Genomic DNA, 18,828 nt, shown 5'->3' on the forward strand with positions numbered 1-18,828 from the left:
CGCGTGTACGAGGGCGACATCGCATCGGTACTGATCTCCGAAGAACAGATCCGTGCACGAACGGCGGAACTGGCTGAGGACATCGCCAAGCGTTACCCGGCAGGCGCCCCCGAAGGGGATCTCCTGCTGATCGGCGTCCTCAAGGGAGCGGTCTTCTTCATGACCGACTTCGCCCGCGCCCTGCCGATCCCGTCGCAGATGGAATTCATGGCCGTGAGCTCCTACGGATCCTCGACCTCGTCTTCGGGTGTCGTCCGCATCCTCAAGGACCTCGACAAGGACATTGCCGGTCGCCACGTGCTGATCGTCGAAGACATCATCGACTCCGGTCTCACGCTGTCGTGGCTGATGCGCAACCTCAAGACACGTAATCCCGCTTCGCTCGAGGTCGTCACCCTGCTCCGCAAGCCGGATGCGGTCAAGATCGACGTCGACGTCCGCGACGTGGGCTTCGACATCCCCAACGAGTTCGTCGTAGGTTACGGCCTCGACTACGCCGAGCGGTACCGCGATCTGCCGTACATCGGCACCCTGGACCCCGAGGTCTACGGCGGCTGAGCCTGCTCGCCGGTTAGAACTCTTCACATTTCGGCACCTCTGCATCAATCCGCCAAACGGACTACAGACAGGTCTCCGAGGCGTCGCTAGATTCACGGAATGCGCTACCGACGGCTTATTCGGTGACCCTTCCGCCGCCACCGCCACCGCCACCACCGCCCCCGCCTGATGGGGAGCAGCAGTACTGGAGTGCCCAACCGCAGGGCGTTCTGTACCAACCTCCGACCACGAACGGCCTCGCAATTGCCGCCCTGGTCGGGGCGCTCGTGCTGGCGCCGGTCGGCATTGTGCTCGGCCACATTTCGCTGGCGCAGATCAAACGAACCGGTGAGCAGGGGCGAGGACTTGCAATCGCCGGTCTGGTCATCGGCTACATCTTCACCGCGCTTCTGGTGCTGTCGATCGTGTGGATGTTTCTCATTGCCAATGCAGTCACCCGCGCGTTCGACGACTACGACAGCGCGTCTTCTCTCTACTACACATCTGAATCGTCGAGTACGACTTATCCGACGTATGCGACCACCACATCCCGGACGGTGGCGCCGACGTACAGCGGAAGCGACACGGCGTCGGTCATCGCCAATGCCTCGGTAGGTGACTGCGTCGTACGAAGGCTCGGGGCAGACAAGGGCGACGGGACCAGCGAGACATACGTCAGTCCGGTCTCATGCAGCTCGAGCAGCGCCACTCACCGGGTAGTCAGCCGCGGCACGTCCACATCTTCGTGCACCGCCGATTGGGTTCGCAAAGAGAGTCCTGTCGTAGTGCTTTGCCTAGCGGACGAATGATCGACAGAGGGAGACACAACCGATGACGTTGCCGCCCCCGCCCCCACCTCCCCCACCACCCCCGCCTTCACCACCGCAGGCTCTGGTTGCCGGACATCCTCCGCCCTCTCGATCTCGTGGCCGAGGATGGATTGTTGCCGTTGCAGCCCTTACCGCCGTCGCGGCCCTCGCCGCAGGCGCCGTCACCGTTGTCACGATTCTCCGGTCGGGAGACACCGATGGACCGGTGGCAGGCCAGCTGGTCAACACTTACCCGACGCAGCCGACGCCAGGGTGGTCGTTGGACGTTGACGAGGTTCTGCCGGGCGGAAGATTTCTGTGGCCGGATTCGCTCGGTGCGAGCTATGGAACGGCGAGATTCATCGACGTGGGACAGACTCTGATCACTACGGTCGGTCCACAGCAGGGCCAGCAGTCCCAACTTGTTGCAGTCGACGCCGAGAGCGGATCCATTCGATGGCAAACGCCGGTCGCCGGCACGGTGTCGTGTGCGACCACCGCGATCGATGCAGCCCTACCTTGTGTCGTCAGGAACCCGGGTGGAACAGCTCGAGTCGTTTCCTTCTCGCTCGACTCGGGGGCGATTCGTTCGAGTGTCGACACCGATACGGCCACCTTGGTCGAGGTTTCCGACGGAGCGGTCTTCACTGTCGGCGGTAGCCAGTCCGGGCTGGTGATTTCGCGCGGAACCCCCACCGACCTCGATGCGGCGTGGACAACGACAACTCCACCGGAAACCGACTGCGTCGGATCCGGCGATTCGCATTCGTTCGAGATCGTCGACGGCATCGTCTATTACTCGAGCATCGGATCTACGGCGCTCAACGCGGTCGATGGCGCACTGCTTTCGAATCCGAATCTGGGTGGCTACGAGGCACTTCCAGGACAAGGTTTTGCCGGCGTCCTCTGTGCGATGCCATTTGCGTCGGACGGATACTCCAGCATCGTGTCCGACCGTGACGGTGCCGAGAGATTTAGAGTTGACGAAGACGCACCGGCATCACCGTGGCTTGTCTCGGCATCGAAATCTCGTCCGTATATCGGCTCGCACGGTGCCTACGACATGAACGACGGCACCGAGCTGTGGTCGGTCATCGGCGGAGACCACTTCTCGCTACGCCGGATCGTCGGCGACATCGTGTTGGGCAACGACTCGGACACGCTCTCGGCCTACCGAATCGACACCGGGGAACAGTTGTGGTCGACCAAGATCGGCGACTACTTCTCTTACTCGGTCTCGGACGGTGAGCGAATTCTCGTCCATCCTAACGACGGCAGGGTACTCGCCGTCGAACTCGACGACGGCTCTGTCAGTTGGTCCCTCGATTCCCACACCAACCACTGGTCTTGGTCGAAGGCCCACGACGGACTCGCCTCGATCTCCAATGACAGATTCCTCTACTACCCACCGACCGGCGGACCGTCAGGAGCACCGGGCAGGCTGCCCGCTGTCCCTGAATTCGACGGAGGCAACGAGTACGTCACGAAATGCGGCCGGACACCGACCCTGACGCCGGTTGAATACCGCACGCAGGCAGAGGGTCTCGTCGTTCTAATGGAAATGAAAGCATCATGTCCCGGCGGAGACATCGTCTCCACCGACGCGCTTCGTGTATCGATCACCGACACCGGCCAGAGCGTTGCATCGGCGGTGTTCGACTTCTCCGATGCGCCGATCTATCTTCCCCGAACCGATGGGACGAACACGACGAACTCGATCCAGCGCGAGTTCCTGTACGACCTCGGTAGCTTCTGGAGGCTGCCGAACACTCTCGGTGAGTCTTCGAGTCTGACCAATTCGAGAGCGTCAGGTGCTCAACTCGTCGAATGCGAGGACGACGGGACGAGTGATACCAGCCTGACATCCGGGCCGGCATCGCGAAGTGACACCAATACGCCGATCCGACCCACACGTAGCGCGCAGCCGACAACGGGCGACGTCGAATCTGCGAGTCTCGACGCCCTCCGGGCTCAGGCCGACGCCGATCGCCCCTTTGTGATCGGTGACCTCGCGAACAGGTGGGTGGCTCAGATCTCCTCCAAGCGGGTCGGACTCGATGCGGCGGATATCAATGGCGCTCAGGTGCATTGGACTGCTGCCCAGATCCTGCGACAGCATCTCGAACTTCGTCTCATGTATCCGGAGGTGCGTCTGCTCTGGAGTGACGAATGGCGGACCTTCGATCTCCGGGGTTGGTGGATAACCGTCGCAGGCTTGACGTTTGCGGATGCGGATGCGGCCAACGGGTGGTGCGATTCGAAGCGGATTGCCAACGATCAATGCTTCGCCAAGATCGTCAGCAACGATCGCGATTCGTCGGGGACCACCAAATATCGGCGATAGTGCCTGACCCGTTCGGCGCACTTCCCACATCTGAGGAGCTTGGCGAATGACCGAAGACAACTCGCGTCAACCCGGTGAACCATCAATAAGCAGTTCGCCCCAGTCGCACGGCATGTATCCACCGCCACAGAGCTATTCACCGACGCGATCTGCGTTCGTGGATATTCGGATCGGTGACTACACCCGCGACGGGACAGCCGCGGCACTGCTGTTCGTGTCGCTCTTCTTACCGTGGAGTGCGACCGTCGGAATAGCCCGCGTCGGTTCGAGTGCTCTTGTGCTGCTTCTGGTTCTGCCGACACTGCTGTCGCTGGCGTCGCTGTTACTGCCGTACGTGGCGCGACTCGGAATGCTCGGGCCGAATTGGAATGTCGGGCAGATACGTGTGCTGCGTCTGGTGGCCAACGGACCCCTCATTGCCACTGTTGTGGGTCTTGTCGTCTACGACGTCATTCGTGGAATGTTCCGATTCAGTGAGAGTGCGAGTATTTTCACCGGCAACGGGGTTGGCGCTGGAGCGTGGTTCGGGCTTGCCGGCGCCCTGCTCGCAGCTCAACCGCGCGGGGCCGAAATTCGCATCGACCCTCGAACCGCGCCGCGATGGTTGGCGTTGGTGAAGCCGCTTGTGTTTGTGGCTTGGGGGTCGTCAGTGGCCTCGGCGCTACTCGCGCTGATCTACATCCTGGTCTCCGTCAGTCGCTACCGATATTACGACGGGCCGCAGACATTCGAGAGCCTGATCGTTCTCTTCGTGTCGTCGGCCGTTCCGATCGTCGTGGTGGGTGTTGCGGCAGTCGGTCTCGCCAGACGGTTTGCGTCCTGGCGCCTCACCATCGCCGCGCTCGGCATCGCTCTCCTCGCAGCCGGATTACTCCACTCGATCAGCGAGGGCACAAGTGTCGAGCTGTTCCACACGGTCACGGCTAGTCCCTACTACGGCATCACGTTCTTGATTGCCGCAGCCGCAATTACATTCATTCCATTCGGTGTTGCGTCCGTCGGCGACGGGACGCACCCCGGATACGTCTGGCTCGCAGCGGCACGAAACGGCATGCTGTTGATCGCGGTGTGGAGCTTCGGTGTTGGATTCTCTCAGATCGCAATGGCAGCAACGCAATTTGGCATCGTGCCGTGGGGAGATGCGTTAGTGCTCGCTGTTCTCGCGATACTCTTCGGGATTCTTGCCGTTGTCGGAGTCAGATCACTGTCGCTTCGGTATTCTTCGCTCGACCCTCGCCCGTCACGCGAGGTCGGTCTCGGAGTCTGTCTCGGCTTGCTCGTCCTGATGATCGCTCGTCTCGTGGTGCAGTCGGCCATGTATGGCGAAATATATTACAGTGCATGGATATTCGATCTCGCCATGGCGATGCTGGTGGTTCTGGTTGCTCTCGCTCTCACAGTCTCACCGGCTGTTCGGAATTTGTATGCGGGGGTGCAACTGTTCGCGTCGGCCACCACGGTTACAGCTGCGATACCGAATCTCGGACAGCCCGTTCGGCCTTCGGGGCGTGCTCTCGAGGCTGCGGATCCGCGGACTCCGGCGGCGGTGCTGTTCGAGATTGCGTCGAGTTCGCCGGAGTTGCGGCCGGCGATTGCTGCGAATCCGTCGACGTACGACGATCTTGTGACGTGGCTCGAAGCGCTGGGTGATCCTGCTGTGGATGCATCGTTGGACCGAAGGGCTGCTGGGCAATTCGGTCTACCTGAACCTGAACCTGGCCGTGTGCCCGTGCCTGCGCCGGTGCCCGTTCAGTCTTCGAGACGTGCTCTCGAGGCTGCGGATCCGCGGACTCCAGCGGCGGTGCTGTTCGAGATCGCGTCGAGTTCGCCGGAGTTGCGGCCGGCGATCGCTGCGAATCCGTCGACGTACGACGATCTTGTGACGTGGCTCGAAGCGCTGGGTGATCCTGCTGTGGATGCAGCGTTGGACCGAAGGGCTGCCGGGCAATTCGGTCTACTCGGACCCGAACCCGAACCTGCGACCGAGACGTTCATTTCGAGCGGACCGGAGTCCAGCTCCAGCGGCGAAATTGTGCAACCGTTCGCACCGCGATCGGCCGTGCCGCAATTTGCCGTGCCGCAACCGGACCCGGGGTATGGGCCGACCGGCGTTCCACTCCGGCCTGGTGGGTTTCGGCCGGCCGGAGCCGGGATACGAGTTGCCGCCCGGTTCATCGATTTTGCCATTCTCGCAGTTGTGTCGGTCGTCGGCGGAATGATCTCCACCGCGACGCTCGGAAACGGATTCGACTTCGATTCCTACCGGACAAGTTCGGGTCTGATCGGCCTCATGATCGGGATCGGTTCGATCGTGTACTTCGTATGGGGAGAGTCGGCATTCGGGGTAACCCTGGGCAAACTCGCTCTCGGAATAGGCGTTCGCTCGGTAGGAGGTGCGCGTCCGGCCCTGGCGCAGTCCTTCAAACGGAATGCATTCGTGATCCCCATGTACCTCGGATCGGCTGTTTCGGCGTTGGCCATGCTCGGTAGTGGTGACGAGCTCGTCGGCATGCTGAATTCGATGTCGTTGGGCAGTGTCGCGAGCATTCTCGGTTCTCTGGTAACAGTCGCTATTTCGATCGCGATCATCGTTTCGATCAGTAGCGCACCGGACGTCCGCGGCTTCCACGATCGGATGGCTGATGCCGTCGTCGTGGTCACCAGGCAGTGAGCGAGCACGCTTCGAGTGAAACAAGCACACCTTCAGGGCGTCAGCAGCTTCTTCTGGACCTTGCCCATAGCGTTGCGCGGCAAGCTGTCCACCAGACAAACCTGGCGTGGGCGCTTGTGGATCGACAGTGATTCGGCGACGAAGTCCGAAACCACAGCGCAGTCGGCTACGTCGCCGACGATGAAGGCGACTATGCGCTGGCCGAGATCGTCGTCCGGCATACCGACGACGGCGGCCTCGCGAACGCCGGGGTATGCCAGAAGTGCCTGTTCCACCTCGCCGGCACCGATGCGGTATCCACCGGACTTGATCATGTCGACCGACTCGCGACCTACGATGCGGTGGAATCCGCTGTCGTCGATCACCGCGATGTCGCCGGTGCGGAACCAGCCGTCTTCGGTCATGGATTCCGCTGTCTTCGAGGGGTTCCCGAGGTACTCGTCGAAGAGAACGGCGCCCGCAACTTCCAGTTGCCCAAGCTGCTCTCCGTCGTGCGCCGACAATTGGCCGTTCTCGCCGCGCAACCTCGTCCTGACTCCCGGAACGGCGTGCCCGACCCAACCCGGGCGACGTTCGCCGTCGTGCGTCGTGCTGACGGTGATGAGGGTTTCACTCATTCCGTAGCGCTCGACGGGAGCCAACCCGGTCAGCGATTTCATCCGCTCGAACAATGGAACCGGAAGTGGTGCACTTCCGGACACGAGCAAGCGCGCGGATCGCAATGCTGCTGCCGCCGAGGGATCACCGCACACGCGTGACCAGACGGTCGGAACACCGAAGTACAACGAGCCACCCGCTGCGGCATACGAATCCGGAGTTGGTCTGACGGTATGAATCAGCGGCGAACCCACGCGCAAGGCGCCCAACACGCCGAGAATCAACCCGTGGACGTGGAAGAGGGGCAGTCCGTGGACGAGTGTGTCCTCTGGCGTCCAATTCCACACATGAGCGAGCGCGTCGAGATCCGCTGCGATCGATGCTCGCGAGAGGACAACGCCTTTCGGAGCTCCGGTGGTTCCCGAGGTGTACATGATCAGTGCAGTAGCTGCCGCACTCGGTTCGGGATAGGACGTCGCGGATCGCGCGTGAATATCGATGGGAATCAACGGGATACTCGAATCCGTCGGCCCTTCTCCGAGTATCAGTTCGGCCTTGGAATCGGCGATGATGTGCTGACGTTCGAGCGGGCCGGAGTCGGGCGGGATCGGGACCACGGCAACACCGGCGATCAGTGCGCCGGCGACGGCGACCACTGTCTCGAGGCCGGCGGCGGCTTGTACTGCCACTCGCTGTGCACCATGGATTCGATCGGCGACCGCGGTGGCGGCGGCAAACAAGTCGGCGCGAGAGAGGGTTGCGCCTTCGCCGAAACTGACCGCCGCTCCGTGATCGTCGAAGATGCGGGGGTCGAGGGAGCGCAGAAGTGTGGATTCGCTGTTCATCGCGAGTTCCCTTTCTTTGAGCGAAGATTCAGACGGACCAGGGAACAACGAACAGCAGCCAGGCGAGAATCGGCGTCACCACCATGATGGTCATGCCCCACCGCATCGTCAGCCCGAACACCACGTCGCGTTCTTCCGGAGCGGCGTTCGCGACCACCAGCGCGCCGTTGGTCGAGAACGGACTGCAATCGACCAGAGACGAGGAGATTGCCAGCGCGATGACCAGACCGGTTGCATTGACCTGACCGGTCATGAGGAATGGAATTGCCAAAGGGATGAGTGCGCCGAGGATTCCCGTGGTGGATGCAAACGCCGACACGATCGCGCCGATCAGACAGATCAAGAACGCCGCGAGAAGTGGAATCCCCACGTGTGCAACCGAATCCCCGAGCCACTGGACGGTGTTCTGGTTCTGCAGAAGAGCGACGTACGTGACGATTCCGCCGATGAGGAGCACGGTGCCCCAGCTGATCTTGTCGACGGCGCCGCGGGCGGAGGCCGGGAAGATCAGGGTGAGAAGTACCGCGACGGTCAGTGCGGTGAATCCGACGTCGAGGTCGAACACCAAGGCGCCGAGTGCAAGCGACGCCAGTCCGAGCAAGGTGAGTCGGCGCTCGAGGTTGAGTGCTCCCTCGTGCGGAGCGGTCCCACCCGAGGACTTGCCGCCACCCTTCGAGCTGTCGCCGGAACCCGAACCGGTGATGGTGTCGCTCCCGCCAGACGCATTGCCGACTGCGTTGACGAGCACGCGTTCGGAGGCGCCGCGCGCAATCAACGCGCGTCCGCCGAACGAGACGTACGCGATGGCAGCAACAACGGCCGCGGCCGCGAAGGTCGAGACGAACAGCAAGGCCGGGCTCGACGGGAGGCCGTTCTGACGCATGACGTCGTTGGTGATCACGCCGAAGATCCCGATAGGGGAGAAGCTGCCCGCCGTTGCGCCCTGGACGACCATGAAGCCCATCAGCATGGGGTGGATCCGGTAGCGGGTGGCGAAGCCCATTGCCACCGGCGCGATGATGGCGACGGCAGCGGGACTGACCGCGCCCATGGCGGTCACGGCTGCGCACACCGCGAACATCGCCCACGGCACGAGGGCCACTCGTCCTCTGACCGCGCGGACTGCCGCGTGAATGATCCAGTCGACCGTGCCGTTGTTTCTGGCCAGCGCGAACAGGTAGGTGACGCCGACCAGGATGACGAAGAGGCTGGCCGGGAAGCCGTCGAGGATCTCGCTGGTATCGACGGTGAAGACCAGTGTTCCGACGACGAAGGCAGCCACCAGGGCGAGCGCACCCATGTTCACCGACCTCACGGTGGATATGACGAACACCAGGACAAGTACTGACAGGGCTATGACATTTGCCATCGAACTCTCAATCCGTTCGCGACCAGCTTGTGGTCTGCATCACTTGGAATTGGCCGAGCCTCTCTGCCACTGCTCCATTTGTCAAGTACACTCCGAGGCATGAATTCGACGTCATCGCCCGGCTCGCGCTCGGGCCTGCCCGGACGATTGAAGCGTCCGCGTCTGTATGAGCAGTTGGCCGAGCACATTTCGAATTTCATCGAGGCTCAAGGTCTTTCGCCCGGCGATCGGCTTCCTCCCGAACGCAGCCTGGCTGCCGAACTCGGCGTGAGTCGCGCGTCGCTGGCTCAAGCGCTCGTGGCCCTCGAGATTCGGGGCAGAGTCGAAATTCAGCACGGTAACGGAGCGGTGATTCGTGAAGCTCCGACGCCCGACGCGGGCCGCTCTGCGGACTCGGGAGTGCGGCTACAGGACCGAACCGTCGACGAACTGACTGCCGCCGGGGAGGCGATCATGGCCGGCCTGGCTCGGGCGGCGGCGTCGAATCCCAACGTTGCGCTTCGGGTCGCGATGTTGACCGACGACGGGACCGCGAGAAACTTCGCCGAGACATGGCGCTGCGTCAGGCACCTGGCCGGTGGCGGCTTATTGGCTGATCTCGACGACACCATCGCCAAGCAGGCGGACGTGCCCGAGTCCTCGGCGCGACTGTCTGCGCGACTCGATCAGCTCGCGCACCGGATCATCGACGGTGACCAATCGGGCGCCGCTGACGCTGTTGCGGGAATCCTCTCCGAAACGGCCTGACGAATAACGACGGACGAGCGTCGGAAAAGCGCACGATAACCACTATGAGCATGTTCGCTTACAGGAAACTGTGCTGCGACGTAGCCCGGGAACCTGATCGGCAATGCGCACGTTGAACACAGTGACGACCGTTCCAACCAAGCGGCACGGCTGCTGGCGGGCATCGATGGGGCCGATCGCGGTAACCTGCAGGTGTCCGGTTGGCAGCCGGAAGGCGACCTGGCAGACCCGCACTCTCGAAAGGACCGGCCACATCGGCCGACCTGTATGAACCGTAAGACTGTGTTCCGTAACGTGCTACTCGTAGCCGTCGTGCTGTTGGTGATCTATGCCTTCAGCTACTTCAGCAACGACACCCGCGACTTCAAGACCGTCGACACCTCGGTCGCGATCTCCCAACTCGACGCCAAGAATGTTGAGTCGGCGCAGATCGACGACCGTGAGCAGCAGGTTCGTCTGTGGCTCAAGAACGGCAACGACGCCACCGACGGTAAGACGCAGATCCTGGCGAAGTACCCCGCGAGTGCGTCGGAGCAGATCTTCGACAAGGTCGAAGGCGCCGGTGCGGACAAGTTCAACACGACGGTCACTCAGGAGAGCTGGCTGACGTCGATCCTTCTGTTCGTGCTGCCGATGATCATTCTGTTCGGCATCTTCTTCTTCGTCATGAACCGGATGCAGGGCGGCGGTGGTCGCGGCGGAGTCATGGGATTCGGTAAGTCGAAGGCCAAGCAGCTCACCAAGGACATGCCGAAAACCACGTTCGCCGACGTCGCCGGCGCGGACGAGGCTGTCGAAGAGCTGTACGAGATCAAGGACTTCCTGCAGAACCCGGCTCGCTACCAGGCGCTCGGCGCCAAGATTCCGCGCGGTGTCCTGCTGTACGGCCCTCCCGGAACCGGTAAGACGCTGCTCGCACGCGCTGTCGCAGGCGAAGCCGGCGTCCCGTTCTTCACCATCTCCGGTTCTGACTTCGTCGAGATGTTCGTCGGTGTCGGTGCGTCGCGTGTTCGCGACATGTTCGAGCAGGCCAAGCAGAACAGCCCCTGCATCATCTTCGTCGACGAGATCGACGCCGTCGGTCGTCAGCGCGGCGCAGGACTGGGCGGCGGACACGACGAGCGCGAGCAGACACTCAACCAGTTGCTCGTCGAGATGGACGGCTTCGGTGATCGCACCGGCATCATCTTGATCGCCGCAACCAACCGCCCCGACATCCTCGACCCCGCACTGCTGCGTCCGGGACGCTTCGATCGCCAGATTCCGGTCGGCGCCCCCGACCTCGCCGGTCGCCGCGCGATCCTGCGCGTGCACTCGCAGGGCAAGCCGATCGATCCCAACGCCGACCTCGAAGGTCTCGCCAAGCGGACCGTCGGAATGTCGGGTGCTGATCTCGCCAACGTCATCAACGAGGCTGCGCTGCTCACCGCACGCGAAAACGGAACCGTCATCACCGAAGCCTCGCTCGAGGAATCGGTGGATCGTGTTGTCGGTGGACCGCGGCGTAAGAGTCGCATCATCAGCGAGCACGAGAAGAAGATCACGGCGTACCACGAGGGCGGTCACACGCTGGCTGCTTGGGCAATGCCTGACATCGAGCCGGTCTACAAGGTCACGATCCTCGCTCGCGGTCGCACGGGTGGTCACGCGATGACCGTGCCCGAGGACGACAAGGGTTTGATGACGCGTTCGGAGATGATCGCTCGTCTCGTCATGGCAATGGGTGGACGCGCCGCCGAGGAGTTGGTGTTCCACGAGCCCACCACCGGAGCGTCGTCCGATATCGACATGGCGACCAAGATCGCCCGCGCGATGGTCACCGAATACGGCATGAGTGCCAAGCTCGGCGCGGTTCGCTACGGACAGGAGGGCGGGGATCCGTTCCTCGGCCGTTCGATGGGCGTTCAGTCCGACTACTCACACGAGATCGCCCGTGAAATCGACGAAGAGGTGCGCAACCTCATCGAGGCAGCGCACACCGAAGCGTGGGCAATCCTCAACGAGTACCGCGATGCGCTCGACCTCATCGCTACCGAACTGCTCGAGCGTGAGACGTTGACTCGCAAGGACCTCGAGAAGATCCTTGCCGGCGTCGAAAAGCGTCCGCGCATCACGGCTTTCAACGATTTCGGTGGGCGCACGCCTTCGGATCGTCCGCCGGTGAAGACTCCTCGCGAACTCGCGATCGAGCGCGGCGAAACCTGGCCGGAGCCCGCTGCCGCACCTGTTCTCGTCAAGGCAGGTGCACCCAACAGCGGTGTCCCCAACGGTGGTCTCCCCAACAACGGTGGTCTCCCCAACAACGGCAACCAGGGACCCTCGAACGGCTACGCACAGCCTTCGTACCCGCAGCCGAGTGCTCCGCAGCAGACTCCGCAACCGGGTACGCCCGACTACGGAGCGCCCGCCGGATGGTCGGCACCGGGTTGGCCTCCGCGTGAGAACCCGTCGCCGACGTACCCCGGACAGCAGTCGGGTGGGTACACCGGTGGACAGAATCCGACCCCGCCGAACCAGTCGCAGGGCCAGTACGGTCAGCCCCAACACGGTCAGCCCCAGCCCGATCAGGGGCAGTACGGTCAACCGCACCCGGGGCAGCAGGCGTACCCGGAGCAGCCGCATCCCGGCCGCCGTTACCCCGCGCAGCCCGATTACCCGGTGCAGTACCCGGACAGTGGACCCTTCGCCGATCCGAACCGGGGAAACCCGACCGGCGAAAACCAGTGGCAGAGCCCCGCACCGGAACAGCCGCAAACTCCTCCGCCGCACCATTCGGCTGAGGACGAGGGACCGAGCACCGTTCGCTGGGACGGACCGGACGGATCTCGCTGACCTTGCGCCACTAGGCTCTGCGGCGGGGGACCTGTGAACAATTCTCGAGGAGAGTTCGGTTGTCGGTGAATGATGTGGCCAGTGAACTGGTGTCGCTCGGAACGGGCCGCCCGTTCGATCAGGCGCGGGCAGAGGCTGCCGTACGGGAATTGTTGATCGCGGTCGGTGAAGATCCGGAGCGCCCAGGACTGCTCGATACGCCGGCCCGGGTTGCGCGCTCGTACAAGGAGATCTTCGCGGGTCTGTACTCCGAACCTGACGACGCGTTGAACACAACTTTCGACGAGGGTCACCAGGAGTTGGTGCTCGTGCGAGACATTCCGATGTTCTCGACGTGCGAGCACCACCTGGTGTCCTTCCACGGTGTTGCTCACGTTGGCTACATCCCGGGAAAGTCGGGCAAGGTCACCGGTTTGTCGAAGCTCGCGCGCGTCGTCGACCTGTACGCCAAGCGTCCGCAGGTTCAAGAACGCCTGACCAGTCAGATCGCGGATGCTTTGATGCGCAAGCTCGACCCGCGCGGAGCCATCGTCGTCATCGAAGCCGAGCATCTGTGCATGGCGATGCGCGGTATCCGCAAGCCCGGAGCCAGCACGACCACGTCTGCGGTTCGTGGGCTCCTGCAATCCAGCGCGGCCTCGCGGTCCGAAGCGCTGGACCTCATCCTGCGTAAGTGAGCAAGATGTCCGCGGCTCCCGTTGCAGGCAGCGATCCGGCCCGGATGGTCGTGATGGGGATTCTGAACGTCACCGCCGATTCGTTTTCCGACGGCGGTCAATTTCTCGATCGTGACGCGGCGATCGCTCGCGGGCTCGAACTGCAACGCATCGGCGTCGACATCGTCGACGTCGGCGGCGAGTCGACGCGTCCCGGAGCCACCCGTGTCGATCCGAAACTCGAGGCGGACCGAATTGCCCCGGTGATCGAAGAACTCGTGGCAGCCGGAATTCGCGTCAGCGTCGACACGATGCGTGCTTCCGTCGCCGCCGCCGCGATCGAAGCGGGCGCAGGCATCGTCAACGACGTATCGGGCGGTCGCGCAGACCCCGACATGGCGTCCGTTGTGGCCGACGCCGGAGTGCCCTGGATCCTCATGCATTGGCGCTCGGCCGGCGACTACGTCCATCGTGGCAGCGCCGATCACTACGACGACGTGGTCCGCGACGTCCGTGACGAACTGCTGTCGCAGGTCGATCTGGCGTTGAAGGCAGGGGTCGATTCGTCGTCGATCATCCTCGACCCCGGCCTCGGGTTCGCGAAGAACGCCGACCACAACTGGGCACTGTTGCGTGCACTACCCGAGTTCAACGCGACCGGATTCCCGGTACTGGTCGGCGCTTCCCGAAAGCGGTTCCTCGGGTCTCTGCTCAGCGATCCCGACGGCAATCCGCGTCCACCCGGTGGCCGCGAGACTGCGACGGCCGTGGTCTCCGCCCTTGCAGCGCGCGAAGGCGCCTGGGGAGTTCGGGTGCACGACGCACAAGCCTCGCTCGACGCCATTGCCGTGGTCGACGCCTGGAACCGTGGACGAGAAAGGGCCTGACATGGGGGACCGAATCGAATTGCGCGGACTGAAGGTTCGCGGCAATCACGGAGTGTTCGACCACGAGAAGCGTGACGGTCAGGACTTCTTCATCGACATCACCGTATGGATGGACTTGGCTCCCGCCGCGGCGTCGGACGACCTGACGCAGACCCTGCACTACGGCGAGTTGGCGGAAGCCGCCGCAGCGGTAGTCGCCGGCCCGTCGCGCGATCTCATCGAGACCGTCGCCGCTGAGATCGCCGACGACGTCATGAAAGATTCGCGAGTCGAGAGCGTCGAGGTTGTTGTCCACAAACCGTCGGCACCGATTCCGCTGGTTTTTGCGGACGTCGCCGTCGTCGCACATCGGACCCGATCGGCATGACGCGCGCTGTTCTGTCGATCGGTTCCAACATCGGCGACAGCGTGGCTCACCTGCAGTCCGTTGTCGACGGGTTGGGCAGCGCCGTCGTTGCTGTCTCACCGGTCTACTCGACCGCGCCGTGGGGTGGCGTCGAGCAGCAGGATTTCTACAACGCGGTGGTGGTGGTCGACGATCCCGAAGCCGATGCCGCTGAATGGCTTCGCCGCTCGCAAGCTCTCGAGGAAGCCGCAGACCGGGTGCGCGAACAGCGGTGGGGGCCACGGAGCCTGGACGTGGACGTAGTCGACTGCGAAGGCGTCGTCAGTTCCGATCCCGTGCTCACACTTCCGCATCCGCGCGCGCATCTTCGGGCATTCGTTCTCGTTCCTTGGCTGGACGTCGAGCCTGACGCGACGCTGATCGTCGACGGCCAGAAGTTGCCGGTGGCACAAATTCTCGACGGCCTCGATAGCACTGAGCGCGAAGGTGTCCGCACTACCGATGTGGTGCTTGCGCGGTGACCGAAAACGACAAGGGTTTGAAGCCGACCCGGATCAGTGAACTCGCGGTACTCGCCGCAGTGGCGGCCGTGGCCACCTGGATTCTGATTCGCGTGTTCTACGGTTCGATGCCGCCCATCCCTGTTTATGCGGGAGCGTCGCTGTACTTCGTGGCCGTTGCCGAGGCCGTCTTCGCTTTTGTCATTCGTTCACGCGTCAAAAACCGGCAGGTCGGCGACGGGCTCAGACAGCTTCATCCGATCACCGCCGCCCGAGCGCTGGCATTGGCCAAAGCATCCGCTTTGGTCGGTTCAGCTACCGTCGGTGTCTGGGTCGGAGTGCTGGTGTATCTCATCCCACAGCGCTCGGTTCTGCAGGCTGCAGCCTCCGACACGCCGGGCGCGTGGGTGGGGTTGGGCGCCGCAATTGCGCTGGTAGCGGCAGCTCTGTGGCTCGAACATTGTTGCAAGACGCCGGAAGATACACCTGACGAGCCTGCGCACTGACAGCCTGGTCGGCAAATCACCCACCGAGGTACGTGGCGACCCCGGTCTCGGCAAGTACCCTGGCAACCATGACAAATTCTGGTCGATCGAAGTCTGCGCGCCGAAGCAAGCGCAGCGCGAGCCAGATGATCATTGCTGCTCTTCTGGCACTTGCTGTCATTGCTTCGCTGTTTCTGATTTTCAGCAACAGCGTTCAGCTTCTTCGGGTGGGTCTGGTCGTCGCTCTGTGGGCAGCCACCCTCGGCGCTATCGCCATGACCAAGTATCGGCGTGAGTCGGCACTGGACAAAGCCAAGGTTGCCGATCTGCAGACCGTGTACGAACTGCAGCTCGAACGTGAAATTTCTGCTCGACGCGAGTACGAACTGAGCGTCGAAGGTCGCGTGCGACGTGAGGTGACCGCGGACGCGGAGGAACTGGCCGGCCTGCGCGCCGAATTGGTGGCGCTGCGCCGAAACCTCGAAGCACTGTTCGAAGGTGGGCTGCTGCCCGAACAGACCGCGCTCAAGACCGATTCGACGCGAGTGCCGGAACTTGGCGGTAGTTCGTACGGCGCGTACCAGCCGGCACCGTCGGGGTTGTACGTTCCCGGCGCCGGCCAGAGCGGGCCCAGCCAACCGGCACCGAACGTCGGCGGCTTGGCTTCGCCCAACGACGATCCGGTGACTGCTGAGACAACCGTCGTGTTCGCGGAGACGTCGTGGCGTGACAGCAGCTTCGTGGCGCCGCGCGTCATCCCGACCCAGAAGTCTCGAGAGACGCAGAAGCCACAAGAGACGCAGAAGCCCCAGAGCGGGAACCAAGTACCGAGTTCTCCGGTGAGTTCCTCGCCGACACGAACGGTGAAAGACGTTCCGGTGAAGAAGGATTCGGAGCCGGTCGCGCCGGTCGAGCCTGAAGTCAAGGCTCCCGCCCAGGCCCCGAACATCGAAGATGCCGTCATCGAAGACGCTGTCGTCGAAGAGGTGCCCGAGGTTGTTCGCGCGGTTGTTCCCGAAGCTGTCGCGGAAGCTGAACCCGAATCCGCTGCGGAGCCTGACGCGGAGCCGCGACGTCGTCGCCGTGCCGCTCCGGAAGATGCCGCCAGTGGTGCTCATTCCAACGGATTGACCGTCGCCGAAATCATGGCAAACCTGAGTTCGAACAACCCGTCCGAAGGCTCCGGCCGACGCCGTCGCCGAGAGGACTGAGTCGCAGATCACTCGCCCGGCCATGGCATGACGGTTCGGGCGAAGGATATCCTCGGACGCAGAACGTCTGGTACCCGCCGAGCGGGACTGGAACGAACGAGAGGAATCCGGTGACTTCCTTCGGGATCACTAATGGACCTGCACCTGCGCGATTGACGGTAGGAATTGTCTCCGCAGGCAGGGTCGGAACAGCTGTCGGTGCCGCATTGGAGCGAGCCGGTCATGTTGTCAGCGCTTGCTCCGCCGTCTCCAGCGCCTCGGTTGCCCGCGCTGTGAAGCGGCTTCCCGATACCGAAATTCTTCCGGCCGCCGACGTCGCAGCTCGTTCCGAGTTGCTGATTCTCGCCGTTCCTGACGATCAACTTGCGGATCTTGTTCGAGGTCTGGCGGCCACCCATGCCGTCAAGCCGGGCACGCTCGTCGCCCATACGTCCGGTGCCAACGGGATCGCGATCCTGACTCCACTCACCGAACTGGGCGCACTACCCCTGGCTATCCATCCGGCGATGACGTTCACCGGTCACGACGAGGACACCGCACGGCTGTCGTCGGCATGCTTCGGAATCACCGCTGCCGACGACATCGGTTACGCGATCGCGCAGTCACTGGTCCTCGAGATCGGCGGCGAGCCCGTCCGAGTGCGCGAGGAGAACCGCGCGCTCTACCACGCCGCACTGGCTCACGGCAGTAATCACCTGGTCACGCTCGTGGTCGACGCCGTCGAGGCCCTGCGAGCGTCGTTGCAAGGTGACGAGCTGCTCGGTCAGCAGTTGGTCGACGGCGATCCGGGTGGAGTGGCCGAGCGAGTCCTGCAGCCGCTGCTGTCGGCGGCCTTGGACAACGCGCTACGACGCGGTCCCTCGGCGTTGACCGGCCCGGTGGCACGCGGCGACGCTGCTGCTGTCGACACACATTTGCGCGTACTGACAGACCTGGATCCGGAGCTCGCTGCCGGCTATCGGGCGATGTCCTTGCGATCGGCCCAGCGGGTGGGCGCCCCCACCGAATTGTTCGACATCTTGACTGAAACGGGAGGTGACCGTCGTGAGTGATCTGCAGGGCGGATACAAGCGCGGCGAACTGACGGTGCACCACGATCCGGACAAGCTTCGGCGCGTCTCGCGGGCACTGCGAGGTGTCGGGCGTCAGGTGGCGCTCGTTCCGACGATGGGTGCGCTGCATGCCGGCCACATCGAACTGGTTCGTCAGGCCAAGGTCACCGGCGCCGTCGTGATCGTTTCCATCTTCGTGAACCCGCTCCAGTTCGGTGCCGGTGAAGACCTGGACGCGTACCCGCGCACTCTCGATGCGGATCTCGACCTGTTGCGCGCCGAGGGCGTCGAATTGGTGTTCGCGCCGAGCGCCAAGACGATGTACCCGCGGGGCCAGCGCACCACCGTCGTGCCGGGCCCGTTGGGTAGCGAACTCGAAGGCGGAGCGCGCCCCACTCACTTCGCGGGAATGCTGACGGTAGTGGCGAAGTTGCTGCAGATCGCGGCACCCAATCACGCGTACTTCGGTGAGAAGGACTACCAGCAGCTGACGCTCATCCGTCAGATGGTGTGGGATCTCAACTTCGATGTACAGATCATCGGAGTTCCGACGGTTCGCGAGTTCGACGGTCTCGCGTTGTCCTCTCGCAATCGCTACCTCGACGAGAACCAGCGCGCGGCAGCGGTCGCGCTGTCCGCCGCTCTGATCGCCGGTGCACACGCGGCGGCTGGGGGAGCGGAAGCAATCCTGGAAACCGCACGCGCTGTTCTGGCAGCTGTTCCGGAAATCGAGGTCGACTACCTCGAGGTTCGGGGCGTCGATCTGGGCCCCGCGCCCGAGCGAGGTGACGGTCGACTGTTGGTGGCCGCCAAGCTCGGAACCACCCGTTTGATCGACAACGTCGGTGTCGCGGTGGGAACCGGCTTCCTCGAGCGTGACACCGACCCATCCGCCGACGCCATCGACGACCTGCTGTCTCACTGAGCACTTTTCACGAGT

16 protein-coding genes are annotated in these 18,828 nt (G+C 63.3%); 14 read left to right on the forward strand and 2 right to left on the reverse strand.

What is annotated here, in order from left to right:
* Positions 1 to 3: 3 nt before the first annotated feature.
* The 4 genes from hpt (at position 4) to RhoBH5_RS24880 (ending at position 6,361) form a co-directional block, all read left to right on the forward strand.
* Positions 4 to 558, forward strand: coding sequence for a hypoxanthine phosphoribosyltransferase (gene hpt / locus RhoBH5_RS24865; protein WP_003941159.1), 555 nt, complete (start codon positions 4 to 6; stop codon positions 556 to 558).
* A 122-nt stretch (positions 559 to 680) separates the two neighbouring features.
* A complete protein-coding gene (locus RhoBH5_RS24870; protein ID WP_007727011.1) occupies positions 681 to 1,346 on the forward strand; it encodes a DUF4190 domain-containing protein in 666 nt (221 codons plus the stop codon).
* Positions 1,347 to 1,368: 22 nt separating this feature from the next.
* Positions 1,369 to 3,690, forward strand: coding sequence for an outer membrane protein assembly factor BamB family protein (locus RhoBH5_RS24875; protein WP_270008904.1), 2,322 nt, complete (start codon positions 1,369 to 1,371; stop codon positions 3,688 to 3,690).
* Positions 3,691 to 3,736: 46 nt separating this feature from the next.
* Entirely contained in the window at positions 3,737 to 6,361 is a 2,625-nt protein-coding gene (locus RhoBH5_RS24880; protein ID WP_270008905.1) for an RDD family protein, read from the forward strand.
* 32 nt (positions 6,362 to 6,393) lie between these two features.
* Here the strand turns inward: RhoBH5_RS24880 and RhoBH5_RS24885 are convergent, their stop codons facing one another.
* Together RhoBH5_RS24885 and RhoBH5_RS24890 are read right to left on the reverse strand one after the other, a co-directional pair.
* Positions 6,394 to 7,803, reverse strand: coding sequence for an acyl-CoA synthetase (locus tag RhoBH5_RS24885; RefSeq protein WP_270008906.1), 1,410 nt, complete (start codon positions 7,801 to 7,803; stop codon positions 6,394 to 6,396).
* 28 nt (positions 7,804 to 7,831) lie between these two features.
* Positions 7,832 to 9,172, reverse strand: coding sequence for an SLC13 family permease (locus RhoBH5_RS24890; protein ID WP_064688651.1), 1,341 nt, complete (start codon positions 9,170 to 9,172; stop codon positions 7,832 to 7,834).
* A 99-nt stretch (positions 9,173 to 9,271) separates the two neighbouring features.
* Between RhoBH5_RS24890 and RhoBH5_RS24895 the strand changes: the two genes are divergently transcribed.
* The 10 genes from RhoBH5_RS24895 to panC all read left to right on the forward strand — a co-directional run bounded on the left by RhoBH5_RS24895 (position 9,272) and on the right by panC (position 18,813).
* Positions 9,272 to 9,919, forward strand: coding sequence for a FadR/GntR family transcriptional regulator (locus RhoBH5_RS24895; protein WP_270008907.1), 648 nt, complete (start codon positions 9,272 to 9,274; stop codon positions 9,917 to 9,919).
* Positions 9,920 to 10,186: 267 nt separating this feature from the next.
* On the forward strand, positions 10,187 to 12,751 hold the full coding sequence (gene ftsH / locus RhoBH5_RS24900; protein WP_116057302.1) for an ATP-dependent zinc metalloprotease FtsH: 2,565 nt from the start codon (positions 10,187 to 10,189) through the stop codon (positions 12,749 to 12,751).
* Positions 12,752 to 12,810: 59 nt separating this feature from the next.
* A complete protein-coding gene (gene folE / locus RhoBH5_RS24905; protein ID WP_019746783.1) occupies positions 12,811 to 13,428 on the forward strand; it encodes a GTP cyclohydrolase I FolE in 618 nt (205 codons plus the stop codon).
* 5 nt (positions 13,429 to 13,433) lie between these two features.
* Complete coding sequence (gene folP, locus RhoBH5_RS24910; protein WP_020968349.1) at positions 13,434 to 14,294, forward strand: dihydropteroate synthase; 861 nt, start codon at positions 13,434 to 13,436, stop codon at positions 14,292 to 14,294.
* 1 nt (position 14,295) lies between these two features.
* Entirely contained in the window at positions 14,296 to 14,661 is a 366-nt protein-coding gene (gene folB / locus RhoBH5_RS24915; protein WP_042923559.1) for a dihydroneopterin aldolase, read from the forward strand.
* Positions 14,658 to 15,161 carry a 2-amino-4-hydroxy-6-hydroxymethyldihydropteridine diphosphokinase gene (gene folK / locus RhoBH5_RS24920; protein WP_042923562.1) on the forward strand — a complete coding sequence of 168 codons (504 nt, stop codon included), beginning with the start codon at positions 14,658 to 14,660 and terminating at the stop codon, positions 15,159 to 15,161. Before folB ends, folK begins: the two co-directional genes overlap by 4 nt.
* Positions 15,162 to 15,178: 17 nt before the next feature.
* Complete coding sequence (locus RhoBH5_RS24925; RefSeq protein ID WP_153213529.1) at positions 15,179 to 15,646, forward strand: DUF3180 domain-containing protein; 468 nt, start codon at positions 15,179 to 15,181, stop codon at positions 15,644 to 15,646.
* 68 nt (positions 15,647 to 15,714) lie between these two features.
* The gene (locus tag RhoBH5_RS24930) at positions 15,715 to 16,836 is read left to right on the forward strand and encodes a DUF6779 domain-containing protein (protein WP_197486205.1); all 1,122 of its coding nucleotides are present in this window, start codon (positions 15,715 to 15,717) and stop codon (positions 16,834 to 16,836) included.
* A gap of 110 nt (positions 16,837 to 16,946) precedes the next feature.
* Positions 16,947 to 17,888 carry a Rossmann-like and DUF2520 domain-containing protein gene (locus RhoBH5_RS24935; RefSeq protein WP_003945822.1) on the forward strand — a complete coding sequence of 314 codons (942 nt, stop codon included), beginning with the start codon at positions 16,947 to 16,949 and terminating at the stop codon, positions 17,886 to 17,888.
* A complete protein-coding gene (gene panC / locus RhoBH5_RS24940; RefSeq protein ID WP_175280118.1) occupies positions 17,881 to 18,813 on the forward strand; it encodes a pantoate--beta-alanine ligase in 933 nt (310 codons plus the stop codon). Before RhoBH5_RS24935 ends, panC begins: the two co-directional genes overlap by 8 nt.
* The last annotated feature ends 15 nt before the right edge of the window (positions 18,814 to 18,828 follow it).

Source organism: Rhodococcus sp. BH5 (assembly GCF_027583855.1).
Taxonomy (GTDB): domain Bacteria; phylum Actinomycetota; class Actinomycetes; order Mycobacteriales; family Mycobacteriaceae; genus Rhodococcus_F; species Rhodococcus_F qingshengii.